Consider the following 16765-nt stretch of genomic DNA (forward strand, 5'->3'; position numbering starts at 1 on the left):
TTGACTCGTGTTATTTTTTTCGTTTAAAAAAGAGTAGTTTTACTCGGATAATTAAATACATAATAAAACCAATCACGGTACTGGCCATTGCTAAGGTATGCTGCCAAGTGCCTTCTTCTACATTATCCCAGAACATAAATAAGAAGCCACCGCAAAATAATAGCATGGCAATAAAGGAATAATTCATAAGTCGTTGGGCTTTATTAATTCGATTAACACGATTTATGTTTGCTATTTTCTCACTGTCTAATGCTTGTAAAGATAAGCCACAGTGACTACATTCCTTTGCTTTATCTGAAATTTTCTTTTTACATTGAGGACAATTGATGACTGCCATTTTGATAAACTTCTGTGGAATAATTTTACTTATATTCTACCTCTTTTGCGTTGAAAAAAAACGTCTGTACAGACGTTTTTTAACAGAATCACTATATATGTTGCATTAAGGCATATTTATGTCGTTATTCTTAGACTTATTCAGCCGCTCCTCCCAGAAGGTGGCATTTTTTATCCCTAACTTTTGAGGATCAAAAGTGTATGTTTTAACGTTGGCTTTTTGCTGCGCTTCATAATCTTTTAACGCTTTAATAGCGGGTTTAGACATAAAGAAAATAATAATTATCCCTATGATATTTAACCAAGCCATTAAGCCAACGCCAATATCACCAAGCGCCCAAGCAATATTAGCGGCTTTTATCGTACCGTAAAAAGCAGCAATGATAATAACTGACTTCAATATAAATAGCGCGCCTGGTAGTTTAAAAGTACGTTTAATGTAATAGATATTGTTTTCAGCAATAAAGTAATAAGCCAAAATGGTGGTAAAAGCGAAGAAAAACAGTGCTAACGCAACAAATGGCTTACCTACTCCTGTAAAAACACTTTCAACAGCGGCTTGAGTAAATTCAGGCCCGCTAGCGGCAAGGTCTCCAGCAATATTTTGTACAATAAATGTATCACCAACGCCATGTACGTTATAAGCACCTGTGATAATAATCATAAAGGCGGTCGCTGAACAAATAAACAACGTGTCAATATAAACAGAAAATGATTGCACCAAACCTTGTTGTGCTGGGTGCTCTACTTCTGCAGCGGCAGCAGCATGTGGGCCAGTTCCTTGACCTGCTTCATTTGAATAAACTCCCCGTTTAACGCCCCAGCCAATAGCAGCACCAAAACCAGCCATGGGGCTAAAAGCATCGGTGATAATCAGCATAAAGGCATTAGGTAATGCAGTAATATTTAAGGCGATAATGATTAATGAAATTAAAATATACGCTAAAGCCATAAAGGGTACGGCCACTTGAGCAAAGTTTGCGATCCGTTTAATTCCGCCAAAAATAATAAACCCGAGTAATAAAACAATAACAGTGGCAGTATAGAGTTTGGCATAACTAATAACACCAATAGCGGTGTCAATGCTACCTGCGTCTGAAAATACTTGCTCTATTGCAGAGCCAATGGTATTAGACTGCACCGTAGGTAAAAGCACACCAGTGGCGAGAATTGTGGCAACAGCGAAAATCCAAGCATACCATTTTTGCCCCATAGCCTTTTCAATGTAATAAGCGGGCCCGCCATAATATTTTCCGTCGTGCTCTTCTTTATAAATTTGAGCGTTGGTTGATTCAATATACGCCGTTGCCGCGCCAAAGAAGGCCACTACCCACATCCAAAAAACAGCGCCAGGTCCGCCAAAACCAATTGCAGCAGCAACACCGGCAATATTACCTGCGCCAACACGCCCAGACAAAGAAACAGCAAGTGCTTGAAAAGACGAAATACCCTGTGCTGAGCTTTTGCCTGACATTAATAAGCGCCACATCTCAGAAAATTGCCTTAGTTGAACAAAACGTGTTAACACACTAAAGAACAAACCTGCACCTAAGCACAAGTAAATTAGCGCACTACTCCAAATATATCCGTTAATGGTATTAATTATATTTTCCACGTAAACGCCCTCTTTTTATTGTTATTTTATCGTTTAATTACTCTGCATATTTTTATACGTTTTATTACGCTGCCTCCGTAATAAAACGCTAGTTGTAGGCCATAACTTACTGCGATTAACCTAGGGTTTACAGTGATATTTTATCTTAGGTCATCAATAATATGGAATATACCTGTTAAAAAGTCTCGTCCCAATAAACTGCTTCGAATATCAGACCAACCCATACTATAGTCGGGCAATAAATCATTATCTTTAAAGGGCATTTCAACTGTGTACGCTAAACATTTAAACTGATTTCCAACCCAGTTGGTCCCTACTGTAGGGTCCGCTTGACCAGGTTCGTCTTTGTCATAACCGCGATCATCTTGAAACTCTGGTGTGATTGATAATAGAATACTTTTAAACTTATCTTCAAGTGCTTTATGACGCTCATCATAATTAACTACGCCTTCACAACCAGCAACAAAGTTTACTGGTAAAGCTTCATCGCCATGAATATCTAAAAACATATCAACGCCTGTTTCAAGCATTTTTTCACGTACTAAATACACTTCAGGGCTACGTTCCATCGAAGGTTCTAGCCATTCACGATTTAAATTTGTGCCAACGGCATTGGTACGAAGGTGCCCGCGCACACTACCGTCTGGGTTCATGTTAGGGACGATATAAAACACTGCTTTATTTAATAATGCACGTGCAACACCATCATCTTCATCAAGTAGGCGGTCAAGTAAACCTTCAATAAACCATTCTGCCATAGTTTCCCCTGGGTGTTGTCGAGCCGTTAACCAAACAACGGGCTTGCCTTCACCCTCTTCGCCTACTTTTAATAAGCTAATATCTCTTGCGTCAAGTGTTTGGCCTAATACTTGTAGTTGGCAATCAATAGCCATTTGAGCATTGTGTAACAAGTCTTGATGACGTTCATAGCTATAAGGTGAAAAATAGGCAAAATAAACTGCGTCGTACTCAGGCGTTAAGGTGATAGTGAGCTTGTCACCGTCGAACGTAGTAGGTACACGGAACCAGTGGTCGCGATCATACGAGGCTACAGCTTGATAGTCTTGCCAGCCGTCTACATATGCGGCTTTGCCTGCGTTAGTAAGGTGAATAACATGCGCTTGTCGTGCACTGTTTGAGGTGGCATCCGTTTGTAATTTAAAATGGAACCATTGAAAAAATTCAGACTGGTTATCGTGCTTTATTTCTAATTGAATGTTCTTGATGTCAGTAGCGTCAATTACACGGATATTACCGCTATCAAAGTTGTCAGATATTTGCATAATATAAAGTGCCTTTTTCTTTCATACCAATAACTGCTTACATGGCATGGATTAAAGAGTAAGGAAACAGTGTACACAAACATACCTCATTTAACTATAATGTTACTAAAGAGATCTTAAATAAAGCCCAAGTTCTGAAGAATATCCTAAAGATTTACCAATAACCGTATTTTCTTCGCTAAAAATATAATAACTGGGGTAAGCAGAGATTGAAAAAGCTTGCTTTATGTCGTTATTACCCAATGCTATTGGAAAGGTTAATTGGTGTTGTTTGGTAAAGTCTAGTACCTCGCTGGTACTGCTGTAGTCAAGTGCGACAGCAATCACGTCAAGGTGCTCGTTTTTTTCATATAATGCTTGTAAATTGCCAATGCTCATATGGCAAATTTGACACCAAGGAGCAAAAAAGTAGATCACCGTTTTTTTCCCCTGTGCATTTAATGAAACAGTGTCACCTACTACAGTAGGTACTTGCGTAAATAATAACGCTCCTGTTGTTGATACTTTCGTGTCAGACGACAACATGCTGGTTTCTCGTACGAAGGAAACCGCATGAAAAATAACAATAACGATCAAAACTTGAAGAACAAAGCTGCGAAGCATAGCGTAATGTAGGCTATATTAAGGAGTTGTACAGTAGAAGACCTGACTATGACAAATTTATTGCACGGATACTGTAATAAATTATGACAATGGTAAGAACAAAGAGCGACTTACACACTTTTAACAATAAATTACTAGGCAAGTTAGCACACGCTGCTCTCTGTTATAGAGCTTGCCTTAAACAGAGAGCGGCGAGTAACGCATTGATTAACTGATATTTGTTAAACCATTCATGTACGGTTGTAATACGGTTGGAATATCAATACTCCCATCAGCTTGCTGGTAGTTTTCTAGCACAGCCACTAACGTGCGGCCTACCGCTAAACCTGAGCCATTTAAGGTGTGTAATAATTCAGGCTTATTGGTGTCACTATTACGAAAACGTGCTTGCATTCGACGCGCTTGAAATGCCCCCATGTTTGAACAAGAAGAAATTTCTCGGTAGGTGTTTTGAGCCGGTAACCACACTTCTAAATCAAAGGTTTTGGTGGCACTAAAACCAACATCTCCACTACATAAAACCATAGTACGGTAAGGTAATTCAAGCTTTTCTAGAATCGCTTCGGCATGGCCGGTTAATTCATCTAAGGCGGCAAAGGAGTTTTCAGGCTTTACCAACTGTACCATTTCAACTTTGTCGAACTGGTGCTGACGAATAAGGCCACGTATATCACGGCCGCCTGAGCCTGCTTCACTGCGAAAACACGGCGTGTGCGCTGTCATTTTTATTGGTAAATCTGCTTCATCAACAATTTCATCGCGATACATATTAGTTAATGGAACTTCTGACGTTGGGATTAATGAGAAGTTTTTACCTGACAAGTCAGTATGAAATAGGTCTTCGCCAAATTTGGGTAGTTGGCCAGTACCATATAAAGAATTAGCATTGACCAAGTAGGGCACATACATTTCTTGATAGCCATGCTCTTCTGTGTGGATATCCAGCATAAACTGCGCTAATGCGCGGTGTAATTTGGCAATTTTACCACGCATAACCACAAAACGTGTGCCTGCGAGTTTTGCGCCGCTTTCAAAATCTAAGCCTTTGTCAGCTGAATAGCCTAAATCAACATGGTCTTTTACTTCAAAATCAAACTCACGCGGGGTGCCCCAGCGTTTAACTTCAACGTTATCATCTTCGTCTTTTCCTTCCGGTACCGACTCGTCTAATAAGTTAGGAATTGCACTGGCAATATCATTAATTTTGGCCAGCACTTCATCTTGCTCTGCTTTTGCTGCGTCTAAATCATCACCTAATTGGCTAACAGCAGCGAGTAATGGCGCTATGTCTTCACCACGCGCTTTTGCTTGGCCAATAGACTTTGAACGTGTGTTACGCTCATTTTGTAAATCTTGTGTTTTTACTTGAATCGCTTTACGTTGTTCTTCTAACGCATTTAGTGTTGCTGTATCAAGGGTAAAATCACGTTTTGCTAACTGTGCAGCAATATTGTCTAGGTCTGTTCTAAGTTGTTTGGCATCAAGCATAATAATTCACGTTATTTCTGGTTTAAAAGTAAAATTAAGATTAAAAATAAATCGGTTATTGTTCTATTATTTGGCTATTGCTGTGACTAAATAAAGCCCTAAAGCAGCAGCAGCTATACAAAGCGAAACATTTAATAAAATATTAATAGCCGCTTTGGTTAAGTCCCCTTGTTGAATTAACAATAAGGAGTCTAATGAAAATGTTGAAAAGGTGGTAAATGCACCTAAAAAACCAATACCTAGTAAGGTTCTATGGATATTGATATCTAAAATATTATGCTCTATTAATTGGTATAATAAACCCATAAAAAATGAGCCGATGATATTAACCATCAATGTGGCAAAAGGAAAGCCCTTCCCTAGCCAATTTAGCACTAATTGTGAAAGATAAAAGCGCAAACTAGCCCCGCAGGCACCACCTAGCGCAACAAAGGCATAAAGCGTAACATTACTGATGGTGTTATTCATAAAAGCATCTGCTTAGTGCGGTTCATTAAAACAACGCATAGCGTTGTTCATTACTTTGTAGGTTAAGTTGGTTTAAATAGTCGAGCTTTTCTTTTAACTGTTTTTCCAAACCGCGGTCGCTCGGCTGGTAAAGGTTGGTATTATATCCATTTCCTTGTGAGTTTGCCTGCGCTAGCGCTTCAGGGAAATAATTTTCACCTGCGGCAAAAGCATTGACTTCATTATGGGCGTATCGGTAATCAACCCCGTGGCCTAAGTTTTTAGTAATACCACTCGTTGAGTTTTTCAAATGCGCTGGCACGTCTAAATTCGATGTTTGCTCGGCTAATACTTTTGCCTGACTAAAAGCCATATAAACAGCGTTACTTTTAGGCGCTAAAGCCATATAAACAGCGGCTTGTGCAATTGCTCTTTCGCCTTCACTGGGGCCAACGCGATGAAAAGTATCCCATGCATTAATGGCTAATTGCATAGCGCGAGGGTCGGCATTACCTATATCTTCACTGGCAATGGCTAATAAGCGCCTCGCAACATAAAGCGCATCGCCACCCCCAGTTAAAATTCTAGCATACCAGTAAAGTGCGGCATTGGGATCAGAGCCTCGTACCGACTTATGAAAGGCGCTTATTAAATCATAAAAAGCATCACCGCCTTTGTCATACAAGGCTATTTTACTGCCTGCAACTTGTGCTATGAGCTCTACCGTAATAGTAATGCTGTGCTCTTGCTCTGTCTTAAAGGCTGTTTGGCTATCAAGGCAATTTTCTAATAAGTTTAGTAGCCGTCTGGCATCGCCATCGCTTCGATTCAGCAAGCTTTTTTTAGCGTCGCTATCAATTACTATGTTGATATTATGCTCAGTTGAAACCAAGGTGATTGCTCTTGTTAGCACCTGAGACAACTCATCCATGGTAAGTTTTTTTAACGTATAAACACGCACGCGCGATAAAATAGCCTGATTTAGTTCAAACGCTGGGTTTTCTGTGGTCGCCCCAATAAAAATAATGGTGCCGTCCTCAATAAAAGGCAAAAAAGCATCTTGTTGTGATTTATTAAAGCGGTGTACTTCGTCTACAAACAACACCGTTTTACTGTCTTTCGCTAACGCTTGTGCGGCGCTACTGCTTGACTTACTCGCATTAACTTTGGCTTGCTCAATGGCCAGGCGAATCTCTTTAATGCCTGACGTGACCGCAGACAGTCTGATCACGGTCGCGTTAACATGGGTGGCAATAATTTCTGCTAAGGTTGTTTTACCACTGCCCGGAGGCCCCCAAAAGATAAGTGAATGGCAATGGCCTTGTTCAATGCTTTGTCGTAGTGGTGAGTCTTCGCCTAAAATATGCTGCTGACCAACATAGTCTGTTAAGCTTTTTGGGCGCATTTTTGCCGCAAGTGGCGCTGAGTGTGACGCCAGTACGGAGCTTGCATTTTGCTTTGGCTCGTTGCCAGATGTTGGTTGCTCTAAGCCAAATAAATTCGTTTGCTCGTTTTGCACAATACTGTTAAAACTCCTGCTTTCGCCTTGCTTGCGGCCTGTGATGGTTTAATTATTCTGTTAGTTAACACGTTGGTCATCAAGCTGTACCCCTGCTGGTAGCACAAAGTTAAACAGGCTTGCTTTGGGTTGTGTTTTATCGTCAAAATTAGTTAATTTAATATGACTCGATTGCCCTGTTGCATCTAAAAAAGAAAACTGTGTTAACTGCCCGCTATTTTCACCTGAGCCAAAGTGTAGCGTTAAGTTTTTTATTTGGCTATTATGATTTTTTGCGCTAATAACAAAAACCTCCTCTTGGGGAGCTTGCTCACTCGCGTTTTGTGTTGCGGTTTTTTCTTGGGTCACAAAATACGCTTGCCAAAGTGTTTCATCTTCACTTGTTAGGAGCAATATTGGCGTTTGCGCAATAGCAGCTGATAACGAATACGCACTGACTTGCTCTATCCATGGGTTATAAAACCAAACATCCTGCCCATCAGAAACAATCGTTAACTCGTCTGGCGCCAACGTATGCCAACGTGCTAAGTTTGGCTTACTAATGACTAGCTCACCTGTACTTTGTTCAAGTATTTCGCCTGCTTCACTGTGCACTGATTGTGTAAAGCTAGCACTAAAATGCGCAAGGTTAGCGAGTTTAGCCATTAATACACTTTTAGCGTCTATGGCTTGTGCCGTTGTTTCAAGTGCTGTTCGTGTTACTTTTTGTTTTTCTTGAGTATCAACTACTGGAGGAAGCTCCTTCGCTGTTACCCCATTGCACAAGACAGCCGTGGTAACCCCTAGGGTTAGAACAAAAACTTTTACATCATTAATAGTCATTTATTTTCCGAATTTTTACTGAATTAATCGCTAATTACTGTGTTAATCTCTAATAGGTGGTGGTGCAAGTACTTCTCGCGCACCATTATTACCCGCAGTAGATACGACCCCTTGCATCTCCATTTGTTCAACAATTCTTGCCGAGCGGTTGTAACCAATTCTAAACTGCCTTTGTACACTTGAAATTGACACACGGCGTTTTTCTGTCACAAAGTTTACTGCCTCGTCATAAAGTGCGTCTATTTCATCTTCTTCACTACCTTCAGCTAGCTCACCTGGTAATAACATATCTGGGTCGTTACCACCGGCTAAAATCTCCTCAACGTAATTAGGTTCACCGCGTAATTTCCAGTCTTTCACAACAGCATGTACCTCGTGGTCGTCAATAAACGCGCCATGTACACGAGTAGGAACGCCAGTTCCTGGCGGTAAATAAAGCATGTCACCCATCCCTAGTAACTGCTCTGCACCTTGTTGGTCTAAAATGGTACGAGAGTTTAAACCCGATGAAACCTGAAACGCCATACGTGTTGGAATATTTGCTTTAATTAAGCCGGTAATTACATCTACCGACGGGCGTTGGGTAGCCAATATTAAATGAATACCAGCAGCACGGGCTTTTTGAGCAATACGAGCGATCAACTCTTCTACTTTTTTGCCTACAATCATCATCATGTCAGCAAATTCATCCACAATAACCACAATACTGGGCAGTTTTTCTAAGTGCGGTGGTGTTTGATCTAAACCATCACTAGGCTGCCACATAGGGTCAATAATAGGCTCGCCTGCTTTTATTGCGTCCAGTACTTTTTTGTTATATCCCTTTAAGTTTCTCACCCCTAATGCTGACATCACTTTATAGCGTCGCTCCATTTCACCCACACACCAACGCAGTGCATTAGCCGCGTCTTTCATGTCGGTAACCACTTCTGCCAGTAAATGGGGAATGCCCTCGTAAACACTTAGTTCAAGCATTTTCGGGTCAATCATAATCAGGCGGACGTCTTCAGGAGTAGACTTATACAATAAACTGACAATCATGGTGTTCACACCCACCGACTTACCTGAGCCTGTTGTGCCGGCAACTAACAAGTGTGGCATTTTGGCTAAATCAACCACCACAGGTTCGCCTGCAATGTCTTTACCTAATACCATGGTTAAGCTTGAACTTGCTTCTTCAAACGCTTCGCATGAAATAACTTCACTTAAGCGAACAATTTCTCTGTGTTTATTTGGCAACTCTAAACCAATCACTGACTTACCAGGAATAACCTCAACAACACGCACACTAATTGCTGATAAAGCACGGGCTAAATCTTTAGACAAGGCGCTAATTTTACTCACCTTCATTCCTGGAGCTAAGTCTAGTTCAAAGCGGGTAATCACCGGCCCAGGGTACACAGCCACAACTTGCGCATGCACTTTAAAGTCTAATAACTTGGCTTCTACTAAGCGGCTAACCTGCTCTAATTCTTCTTGGTTTATAGGGTTTTTTGCTTTGTCTGCACGGTCGAGTAAATCTATAGAAGGCATTCCTTCAAACTTTTCTTCCACGCTCGCCACCAAGTTAATTTGGCTGTCGTCTGAGCTTGTTGTTACTTCACCACGTTGTTTTTTGTCGTCGGCAACATTAATTTTTTCAACGGCAGCAAAAGCGGCAGTTAGCTCTGAATCATTCACATGCTCTTGTACATTAATTTCAAGTGGGCCATCCATTAAGTCGTTAATATCAACGAAAGGCTCTTGGGGCTTAGGGGGCTCTTGCGCTGAGTCGTCATTGAAAAATGGCATTGCTATTTTTCTTTTCGCTGGCTCGGTAACCGTGCTGTCAGCTTTATTCTCTTTTTCCACAGGGTTTTTTTGTTTAGTTACCTCGGTATTATTCTCGCCTTGTTTGCTGTTGCTAGTACCAAAGTTGTTTTGAATGGTTTGCGGTAAATCTTTACACCACATCACGGCAGCGATGCTATAGCGGCCAACATTATCAATAAATTTAAGCCATGAAAAGCCAGTTAGCAAAACAAAACCTGCACAACTAAACATCAAAAATACTAATGTACTACCCACAAATGAAAAATAAGGCAGTAGCGTTTTGCTTAACACATTGCCTAATATGCCACCGGCCGAAAAGTAATAAATATCATTAAAATTCATACTGGCTAATGACGTTATGCCTAAATAAAAAAGAATAAAACCAATAAGTTTTAGGCCAATAGTGAAATAATCTAATTGCATTAACCGGTAATATTTCTGAAAAAGCAGCCAGCCGACAATAGCGACAACAAAAGGTAAGGTGTAAGCAATATAGCCAAAAAGGTTTAACAGTAAATCTGAAACATACGCCCCTACCGCACCGCCAAGGTTTCTTACTGGCGTTTGGTAACCTGTTTGCGCCCAGCCAGGGTCGGCTTGGTCAAAACTAAATAATGCCAGCATTAAAAACATAGCAAAGACACTAAAAAACAGTAACCCTGTTTCTAATAAGCGCTGTACACCGCTTAATTTTTTTGTTGGCTTCTCATTTAGCTGACTATTACTAGACTCTTGGGCATTTTCGTCAATGTTTTTCACTCGTTCTAAAGACAATTCAAATTCCATGATAAAAGAGGATTAATGTTATATGGCGTTATGTTAACTAAAATCAATACAAAATACTCTAAGTTAACAGACATTTCGACGTAACAAACAAACGAATAAAATAGTAAATTAAGTAAACTTTATACGCAATTTTATAAATAAAACACACGATTTTTTTGTGCTACTTATTACAAAATAAATAACTCGAGTTTAACATAGTCCGGTTATTTGTTACTCTGCGCTTATCAGTAGCGCTAGTTTTATGTTCTGTAGTATATATTGAATAGAGTAATATTTCGATATATCTCTATATTTCGACAGGTTATTCTATTAAAACCACGTGTATTTACTAGCCTAAATTTAACTTAGCAATTTCAAAGCAGTAACGCCCCTTAAACTGTTAACACAACGGTTGAAGTGGCTCTGTCATGACAAAATTTCAATTAAAAGAGAAAACTATGATTATTGGTGTGCCTAAAGAATTAAAAAACCATGAATACCGTATTGGCTTAACCCCTGCGGGCGTTAAAGAGTTAGCAGTAAATGGGCATGTAATTTTAGTTGAAAGTAACGGTGGTACGGCTATCGGGTTTGACAATGCGCAGTATATCGAAGCTGGGGCAACAATAATCGACAACGTAGCAGAAATATATGCAACCGCCGATATGATCGTAAAAGTAAAAGAGCCCCAGCCAAGTGAATATAAAATGATACGCCCAGGGCAAATTATATTCGCGTACCTTCACTTAGCGCCTGACCCACAACAAACAGCCGCATTAATTGCCTCAGGCGCAACCTGTATCGCCTATGAAACCGTTACTGATGCCGCTGGGGGCTTGCCTTTACTTACGCCTATGTCAGAAGTTGCTGGTCGTATGTCTATTCAGGCAGGAGCACATGCCTTAGAAAAAGCACAAGGCGGTTTAGGTTTATTGCTCGGGGGTGTGCCGGGTGTTGCGCCGGCAAAAGTATTAATTGTTGGTGGTGGTGTTGTTGGCACCCAGGCAGCGCGTGTGGCAATAGGCATGGGCGCTGAGGTTACTATTCTAGAACGCTCTGCATCGCGTTTACGCCAGTTAGACGCAGAATTTAATGGCCGTTTAAAAACAGTCTATTCAACCACTGACGCCATGAACCAACTTATTACTGACACTGATTTACTGATAGGTGCGGTGTTAATTCCGGGGGCAACAGCGCCTAAACTCGTTACAAAAGCACACATAAAGTCAATGAAAGATGGCGCCGTGGTAGTTGATGTTGCCATTGACCAAGGTGGCTGCTTTGAAACATCGCGCGCAAGCACACATCAAGAGCCCACTTATGTTGTTGATAATATAGTCCATTATTGTGTTACCAATATGCCAGGTGGCGTAGCTCGTACATCAACCATAGCCTTAACCAATGCTACATTGCCTTTTGTGGTAACTATTGCCAATAAGGGCGCTAAGCAAGCACTACTTGAAGATAAACATTTATTAGCTGGCTTAAACGTTGCCGCTGGTAAAGTCACTTATCAACCCATCGCCGATGTTTTAGGTTATGCGTTTGTTGAACCAGTGGTTGCGCTTAACAGTTAATATTTAAGTTTTATCACACAATATTTACTGCATAGACGCCATTAACAAAAGTTACTCTTGATAAATGAGTGCAAATAACCATTTGCGCTCTTTTTTCTCTTTCTTTTTTATAAAAATCAATATTCACACTATACACCCTTGATAGAACCTCTTATCATCCCAATTAATAAAGTTATCATCTTAGATAGGTACCCCCTATCAAAAAATTCTGGAGAACGCATTCATGAGCGACGTTAGACACTGCCCACTACTTATTTTAGGCTCTGGCCCTGCCGGTTATACTGCTGCTGTCTATGCAGCCCGCGCTAATTTAAACCCTGTAATAATCACTGGAATACAACAAGGTGGCCAATTAACCACCACAACAGACGTAGAAAACTGGCCAGGTGATGCAGATGGGTTAACCGGCCCTGCCTTAATGGACCGCATGCAAAAACACGCAGAAAAATTTGACACTGAAATCGTGTTTGACCATATCGAGTCGGTAGACTTTTCTTCAAAACCTTATAAATTAAGCGGTAGCAATGAATATACTTGTGACGCATTAATTATTTGTACCGGCGCTTCAGCACAATACTTAGGCCTACCTTCTGAAGAAGCCTTTATGGGGCGCGGCGTTTCAGCTTGTGCTACCTGTGATGGTTTTTTCTATAAAAACCAAAAAGTAGCGGTTGTGGGTGGCGGCAATACTGCGGTTGAAGAAGCGCTTTATTTGTCGAATATTGCTAGTGAAGTCCATTTAATTCACCGTCGTGATACCTTTAAATCTGAAAAGATTTTAACAGATCGTCTTTACGATAAAGTTAATAACGGTAATATCATTTTACACACCGACCGCACTTTAGATGAAGTGTTAGGCGATAACATGGGCGTAACCGGTTTACGGTTAAAAGATACTAAATCTGACGAAACGCAAAACATTGAAGTAGCGGGTGTATTTATTGCCATTGGCCATAAACCTAATACCGATATTTTTGAAGGCCAGTTAGCCATGGAAAATGGTTACATTACAATTGAAAGTGGTACACAAGGCAATGCAACACAAACCAGTGTTGAAGGTATTTATGCCGCTGGTGATGTTGCTGACCATATCTACCGTCAAGCAATTACCTCTGCTGGCGCTGGCTGTATGGCAGCGCTTGATGCTGAACGATACCTTGACGCCCAGTAACATACTGCTGTAGCTATTGACTTAAACATTAATACAGACGGCTAAAGGGTTAATTTAAACCGTCTGTATTAAACCTTGATGTAAAAATTACAGTGAATAGTGCTGGTTTAACTCGCCAACTAAAGTTAAACAAATTGCCGCCTACGGAACGAACATGCTGTATCAGCTAAATGATAATGACCTTGCCTTCCCTCCCATACATTGTGCGCTAACAGAGCCAAACGGCCTATTGGCCATTGGCGGTGATTTAACTCCCCAGCGCTTAATACAAGCCTATAGTGAAGGCATATTTCCTTGGTTTAGTGAAGGTGACCCACTGCTGTGGTGGTCGCCTGATCCTAGAGCCATTCTTAAACTAGACGATTTACGTATTAACCGAACGCTGCGTAAAGCCATTAGAAAATCTCCTTATACAATCACAGTAAACACCGCTTTTGAACAAGTGATTAAACAATGTGCAAATGCCCCATTTCGCCAAGACGGTACATGGATACTACCGCAAATGCAGGCAGCGTATATCACACTGCATCAACTAGGCTACGCACATTCAATTGAAGTGTGGCAAGAAAACAGTAACAACAATAATAACAACGGTTCAACCCCCCAATTAACATTGGTTGGTGGCTTATATGGCGTCGCTGTTAATGGGCTTTTTTCTGGCGAATCTATGTTTTACACGCAGCCCAACGCCTCTAAGTTTGCCTTGTTAGCTGTTTGTGAACTATTAACGTCTATTGACATTGATTTTCTTGATTGTCAGATACTAAACCCTTTTTTAGCTGACATGGGCGCAATTGAAATGAGCCGAGCGAATTTTGCTAACCTTAAAAATAACGCAATGAATAAAAAAATCAGCAAAAAAATTTGGCAACCACGCACGCTAACATTGTCAATTTAGGTAATAATAATTATATGAATAACGACAGTTACCAAGTAGGTATAACAAAAACATTTCCTTGTAATTACCTACCCAATCAAGAAGAGCGCTTATTAATAGCCGTTGATGAACGTTTGCAAAATAACCGTGGCTACAGCATGTTAATGGTAGAAGGTTTTCGCCGTAGCGGTGACCAAGCCTATAGACCACATTGCCCTCATTGCAATGCTTGCCACTCTATTCGTGTGTTGGTTGAACAATTTCAACCATCTAAAAGTCAAAAACGTTCATTAAAGCGCAATGCTCACTTTCACATTACAACCTCAGCGCAATTAAAAGATGAATACTACCCCTTGTATGAAAATTACATCAACACTTGCCACCAAGACGGCAGCATGTTTCCTGCTAATTATCAGCAATTTCAAACCTTTCTTTCCAGTAAATTAACCCAACAGTTATTTATTGAAACTTGGTCAGTTGAAAATGGTGAAAAGAAACTCGTTTGTGTCGCGGTCACCGATATATTAATGAATGGTCTGTCGGCTGTTTATACTTTTTATCACCCAAATTATAAAGCCCATGGTTTAGGCGTTTTTTCTATTCTTACCCAAATAGACTATTGTAAAAAGTTCAATTTACCGTATTTATATTTGGGTTATCAAATAGATGACTGCCAAAAAATGAATTATAAAAATCGCTATTTCCCGCACGAAAGATTTGCTAACCAGCAATGGTTAGCGGTTCATAAATAACCAATATACGGCAACATTTTTACTGCTCTGTTATAAATAAACCGCCACAAAGCTTTACATTAGCGGCACAATTAGGCATTATTCGCGCAGCTTTTTTTATCGGCAATAATTTATAACAATTTAAAAATAAAATAAATTGAACTTATTGCTTATTTGCACAACATATAGAGGTTTAGCGCCCCATGGCGAAAGAAGAAAATATTGAAATGCAAGGTACGGTTTTAGACACGTTACCTAACACTATGTTCCGAGTTGAATTAGAAAATGGCCATGTGGTTACCGCCCACATTTCAGGAAAAATGCGTAAAAACTACATTCGTATTTTAACGGGTGATAAAGTCACGGTTGAATTAACACCATACGACTTATCTAAAGGTCGCATTACTTTCCGTGCCAGATAGTTTACATCGCTAAAATAATAGCTGATTGCGCCTAAAACGTTAATTATAAACGTTTACTTATACATTAAAAAAACCAGTGCTGATAAAACACTGGTTTTTTCATGTAAAAATAATAGATTTAAATAAAGTCTGCTCGGCTTATTACCATATAATACCTATATCACTACAGGTTCAAACCGCTGTAGCACTACATTTTATCTATGGTTGATTCTCGCTTAACAATATGCGGAATATATTTGTAGCCCTCGTTGTTCACTTTGGGTGTTTTTTGCAATGAATCTAGAGCCAATAAAGCCGCTTGCTGTGCCATTTCATCAATAGGGTAGTGTAAGGTAGTTAGTTTAGGCCTTGAATAGCGTGAAATTAACACATCATCAAAACCGATAACTGAAATAGATTGTGGTACTTTATAACCATTATCTTCTAACGTTGAAATTGCACCTATGGCCATGGCATCATTGTAAACAAAAATAGCTGAAAATTGCTGGCCTGAAGCCAGTAAACGTTGCGTGGCTATTTCACCACCTCGCTGATTAGGCTCGCCATATTCGATGTGAGCTGCATTGATCACTATGCCCGCCCTTTTATACTCACGAGCAAAACCATTAAGTCTTAATGCGGGGTCTTCAATTTGAAACTTACTACTAATACAAGCAACATCTTTATGTCCTAATGACATCAAATGCCGAGCGGCTATTTTTCCACCCTCTTCATTGTCTAGCCAAACACATCTCTCTTTAATGCTGTCGATAACTCGGTCAATCAAAATTAAACCCGGCATTTTTTCACACAAGGCAATTAATTCAGCATCTGATAATTTTTTACTATGCAGAATAATTGCTTGGCAGCGCCTTTCAATAAGTAGATTGATGGCTGCTCGTTCAGATTCTGCGCTTTGTTGCGCAGTACTTAGCAATAATTGCATATTATGCTCGTGAGCTATTTTATTAACACCACTAGCAAGTGAAGCAAAAAATGGATCTGTTAACTCAGGTACTACCACACCAATAGTGGTTGACTTTTGAGTGACCAAAGCACGTGCATTGGCATTAGGTGTATAACCTAAGTCTTTCATCACTTGTGCTACTTTTTCACGGGTTTTTTGACCGACTTTAGGGCCATTGTTTACTACCCTAGAAACAGTAGCAATGGACACACCCGCAATGCGAGCAACATCTTTAATAGTAGACATAATGAAAACGTATAATAATTTTAAATAATGATACACCCATTACTTAGTAATGTTCAACGGCTATTAAAATAAAAGATAAATAATCTATTGCATTTAAAAATGAAA

The 16765-nt window shown here is 40.1% G+C and carries 15 protein-coding genes; 5 read left to right on the top strand and 10 right to left on the bottom strand.

Going from position 1 to position 16765, the window contains the following annotated elements; all coding sequences use genetic code 11:
* Window positions 1–10: 10 nt before the first annotated feature.
* The 9 genes from AC0UA9_RS01025 to AC0UA9_RS01065 form a co-directional block, all read right to left on the bottom strand.
* Entirely contained in the window at window positions 11–337 is a 327-nt protein-coding gene (locus tag AC0UA9_RS01025; RefSeq protein ID WP_475655842.1) for a zinc ribbon domain-containing protein, read from the bottom strand.
* 105 nt (window positions 338–442) lie between these two features.
* Complete coding sequence (locus AC0UA9_RS01030; protein WP_475655843.1) at window positions 443–1951, bottom strand: alanine/glycine:cation symporter family protein; 1509 nt, start codon at window positions 1949–1951, stop codon at window positions 443–445.
* Between the two features lie 140 nt (window positions 1952–2091).
* Window positions 2092–3234, bottom strand: coding sequence for a M14 family metallopeptidase (locus AC0UA9_RS01035; RefSeq protein WP_475655844.1), 1143 nt, complete (start codon window positions 3232–3234; stop codon window positions 2092–2094).
* A gap of 105 nt (window positions 3235–3339) precedes the next feature.
* Window positions 3340–3759 carry a TlpA family protein disulfide reductase gene (locus tag AC0UA9_RS01040; protein ID WP_475655845.1) on the bottom strand — a complete coding sequence of 140 codons (420 nt, stop codon included), beginning with the start codon at window positions 3757–3759 and terminating at the stop codon, window positions 3340–3342.
* Window positions 3760–4044: 285 nt separating this feature from the next.
* On the bottom strand, window positions 4045–5325 hold the full coding sequence (gene serS / locus AC0UA9_RS01045) for a serine--tRNA ligase (protein ID WP_475655846.1): 1281 nt from the start codon (window positions 5323–5325) through the stop codon (window positions 4045–4047).
* A 66-nt stretch (window positions 5326–5391) separates the two neighbouring features.
* Window positions 5392–5793: a fluoride efflux transporter CrcB gene (gene crcB / locus AC0UA9_RS01050; protein ID WP_475655847.1), complete on the bottom strand. Its 402-nt coding sequence runs from the start codon at window positions 5791–5793 to the stop codon at window positions 5392–5394.
* Window positions 5794–5818: 25 nt separating this feature from the next.
* A complete protein-coding gene (locus AC0UA9_RS01055) occupies window positions 5819–7177 on the bottom strand; it encodes a replication-associated recombination protein A (protein ID WP_475656162.1) in 1359 nt (452 codons plus the stop codon).
* 174 nt (window positions 7178–7351) lie between these two features.
* Window positions 7352–8113, bottom strand: coding sequence for an outer membrane lipoprotein periplasmic chaperone LolA (gene lolA / locus AC0UA9_RS01060; RefSeq protein WP_475655848.1), 762 nt, complete (start codon window positions 8111–8113; stop codon window positions 7352–7354).
* Between the two features lie 42 nt (window positions 8114–8155).
* Window positions 8156–10675 carry a DNA translocase FtsK gene (locus AC0UA9_RS01065; RefSeq protein WP_475656165.1) on the bottom strand — a complete coding sequence of 840 codons (2520 nt, stop codon included), beginning with the start codon at window positions 10673–10675 and terminating at the stop codon, window positions 8156–8158.
* Between the two features lie 473 nt (window positions 10676–11148).
* Between AC0UA9_RS01065 and ald the strand changes: the two genes are divergently transcribed.
* The 5 genes from ald (at window position 11149) to infA (ending at window position 15468) form a co-directional block, all read left to right on the top strand.
* Window positions 11149–12267, top strand: coding sequence for an alanine dehydrogenase (gene ald, locus AC0UA9_RS01070; RefSeq protein ID WP_475656167.1), 1119 nt, complete (start codon window positions 11149–11151; stop codon window positions 12265–12267).
* 223 nt (window positions 12268–12490) lie between these two features.
* A complete protein-coding gene (trxB, locus tag AC0UA9_RS01075) occupies window positions 12491–13438 on the top strand; it encodes a thioredoxin-disulfide reductase (protein WP_475655849.1) in 948 nt (315 codons plus the stop codon).
* A 154-nt stretch (window positions 13439–13592) separates the two neighbouring features.
* Entirely contained in the window at window positions 13593–14336 is a 744-nt protein-coding gene (gene aat / locus AC0UA9_RS01080) for a leucyl/phenylalanyl-tRNA--protein transferase (RefSeq protein WP_475655850.1), read from the top strand.
* A 14-nt stretch (window positions 14337–14350) separates the two neighbouring features.
* Window positions 14351–15067, top strand: coding sequence for an arginyltransferase (locus AC0UA9_RS01085; protein ID WP_475655851.1), 717 nt, complete (start codon window positions 14351–14353; stop codon window positions 15065–15067).
* A gap of 182 nt (window positions 15068–15249) precedes the next feature.
* The gene (gene infA, locus AC0UA9_RS01090; RefSeq protein ID WP_114325846.1) at window positions 15250–15468 is read left to right on the top strand and encodes a translation initiation factor IF-1; all 219 of its coding nucleotides are present in this window, start codon (window positions 15250–15252) and stop codon (window positions 15466–15468) included.
* A 187-nt stretch (window positions 15469–15655) separates the two neighbouring features.
* On the opposite strand, the gene AC0UA9_RS01095 is transcribed toward infA, so the two are convergent.
* A complete protein-coding gene (locus tag AC0UA9_RS01095; protein ID WP_475655852.1) occupies window positions 15656–16660 on the bottom strand; it encodes a LacI family DNA-binding transcriptional regulator in 1005 nt (334 codons plus the stop codon).
* Window positions 16661–16765: the final 105 nt, after the last annotated feature.

It is taken from the genome of Colwellia sp. F1 (genome assembly GCF_056238625.1).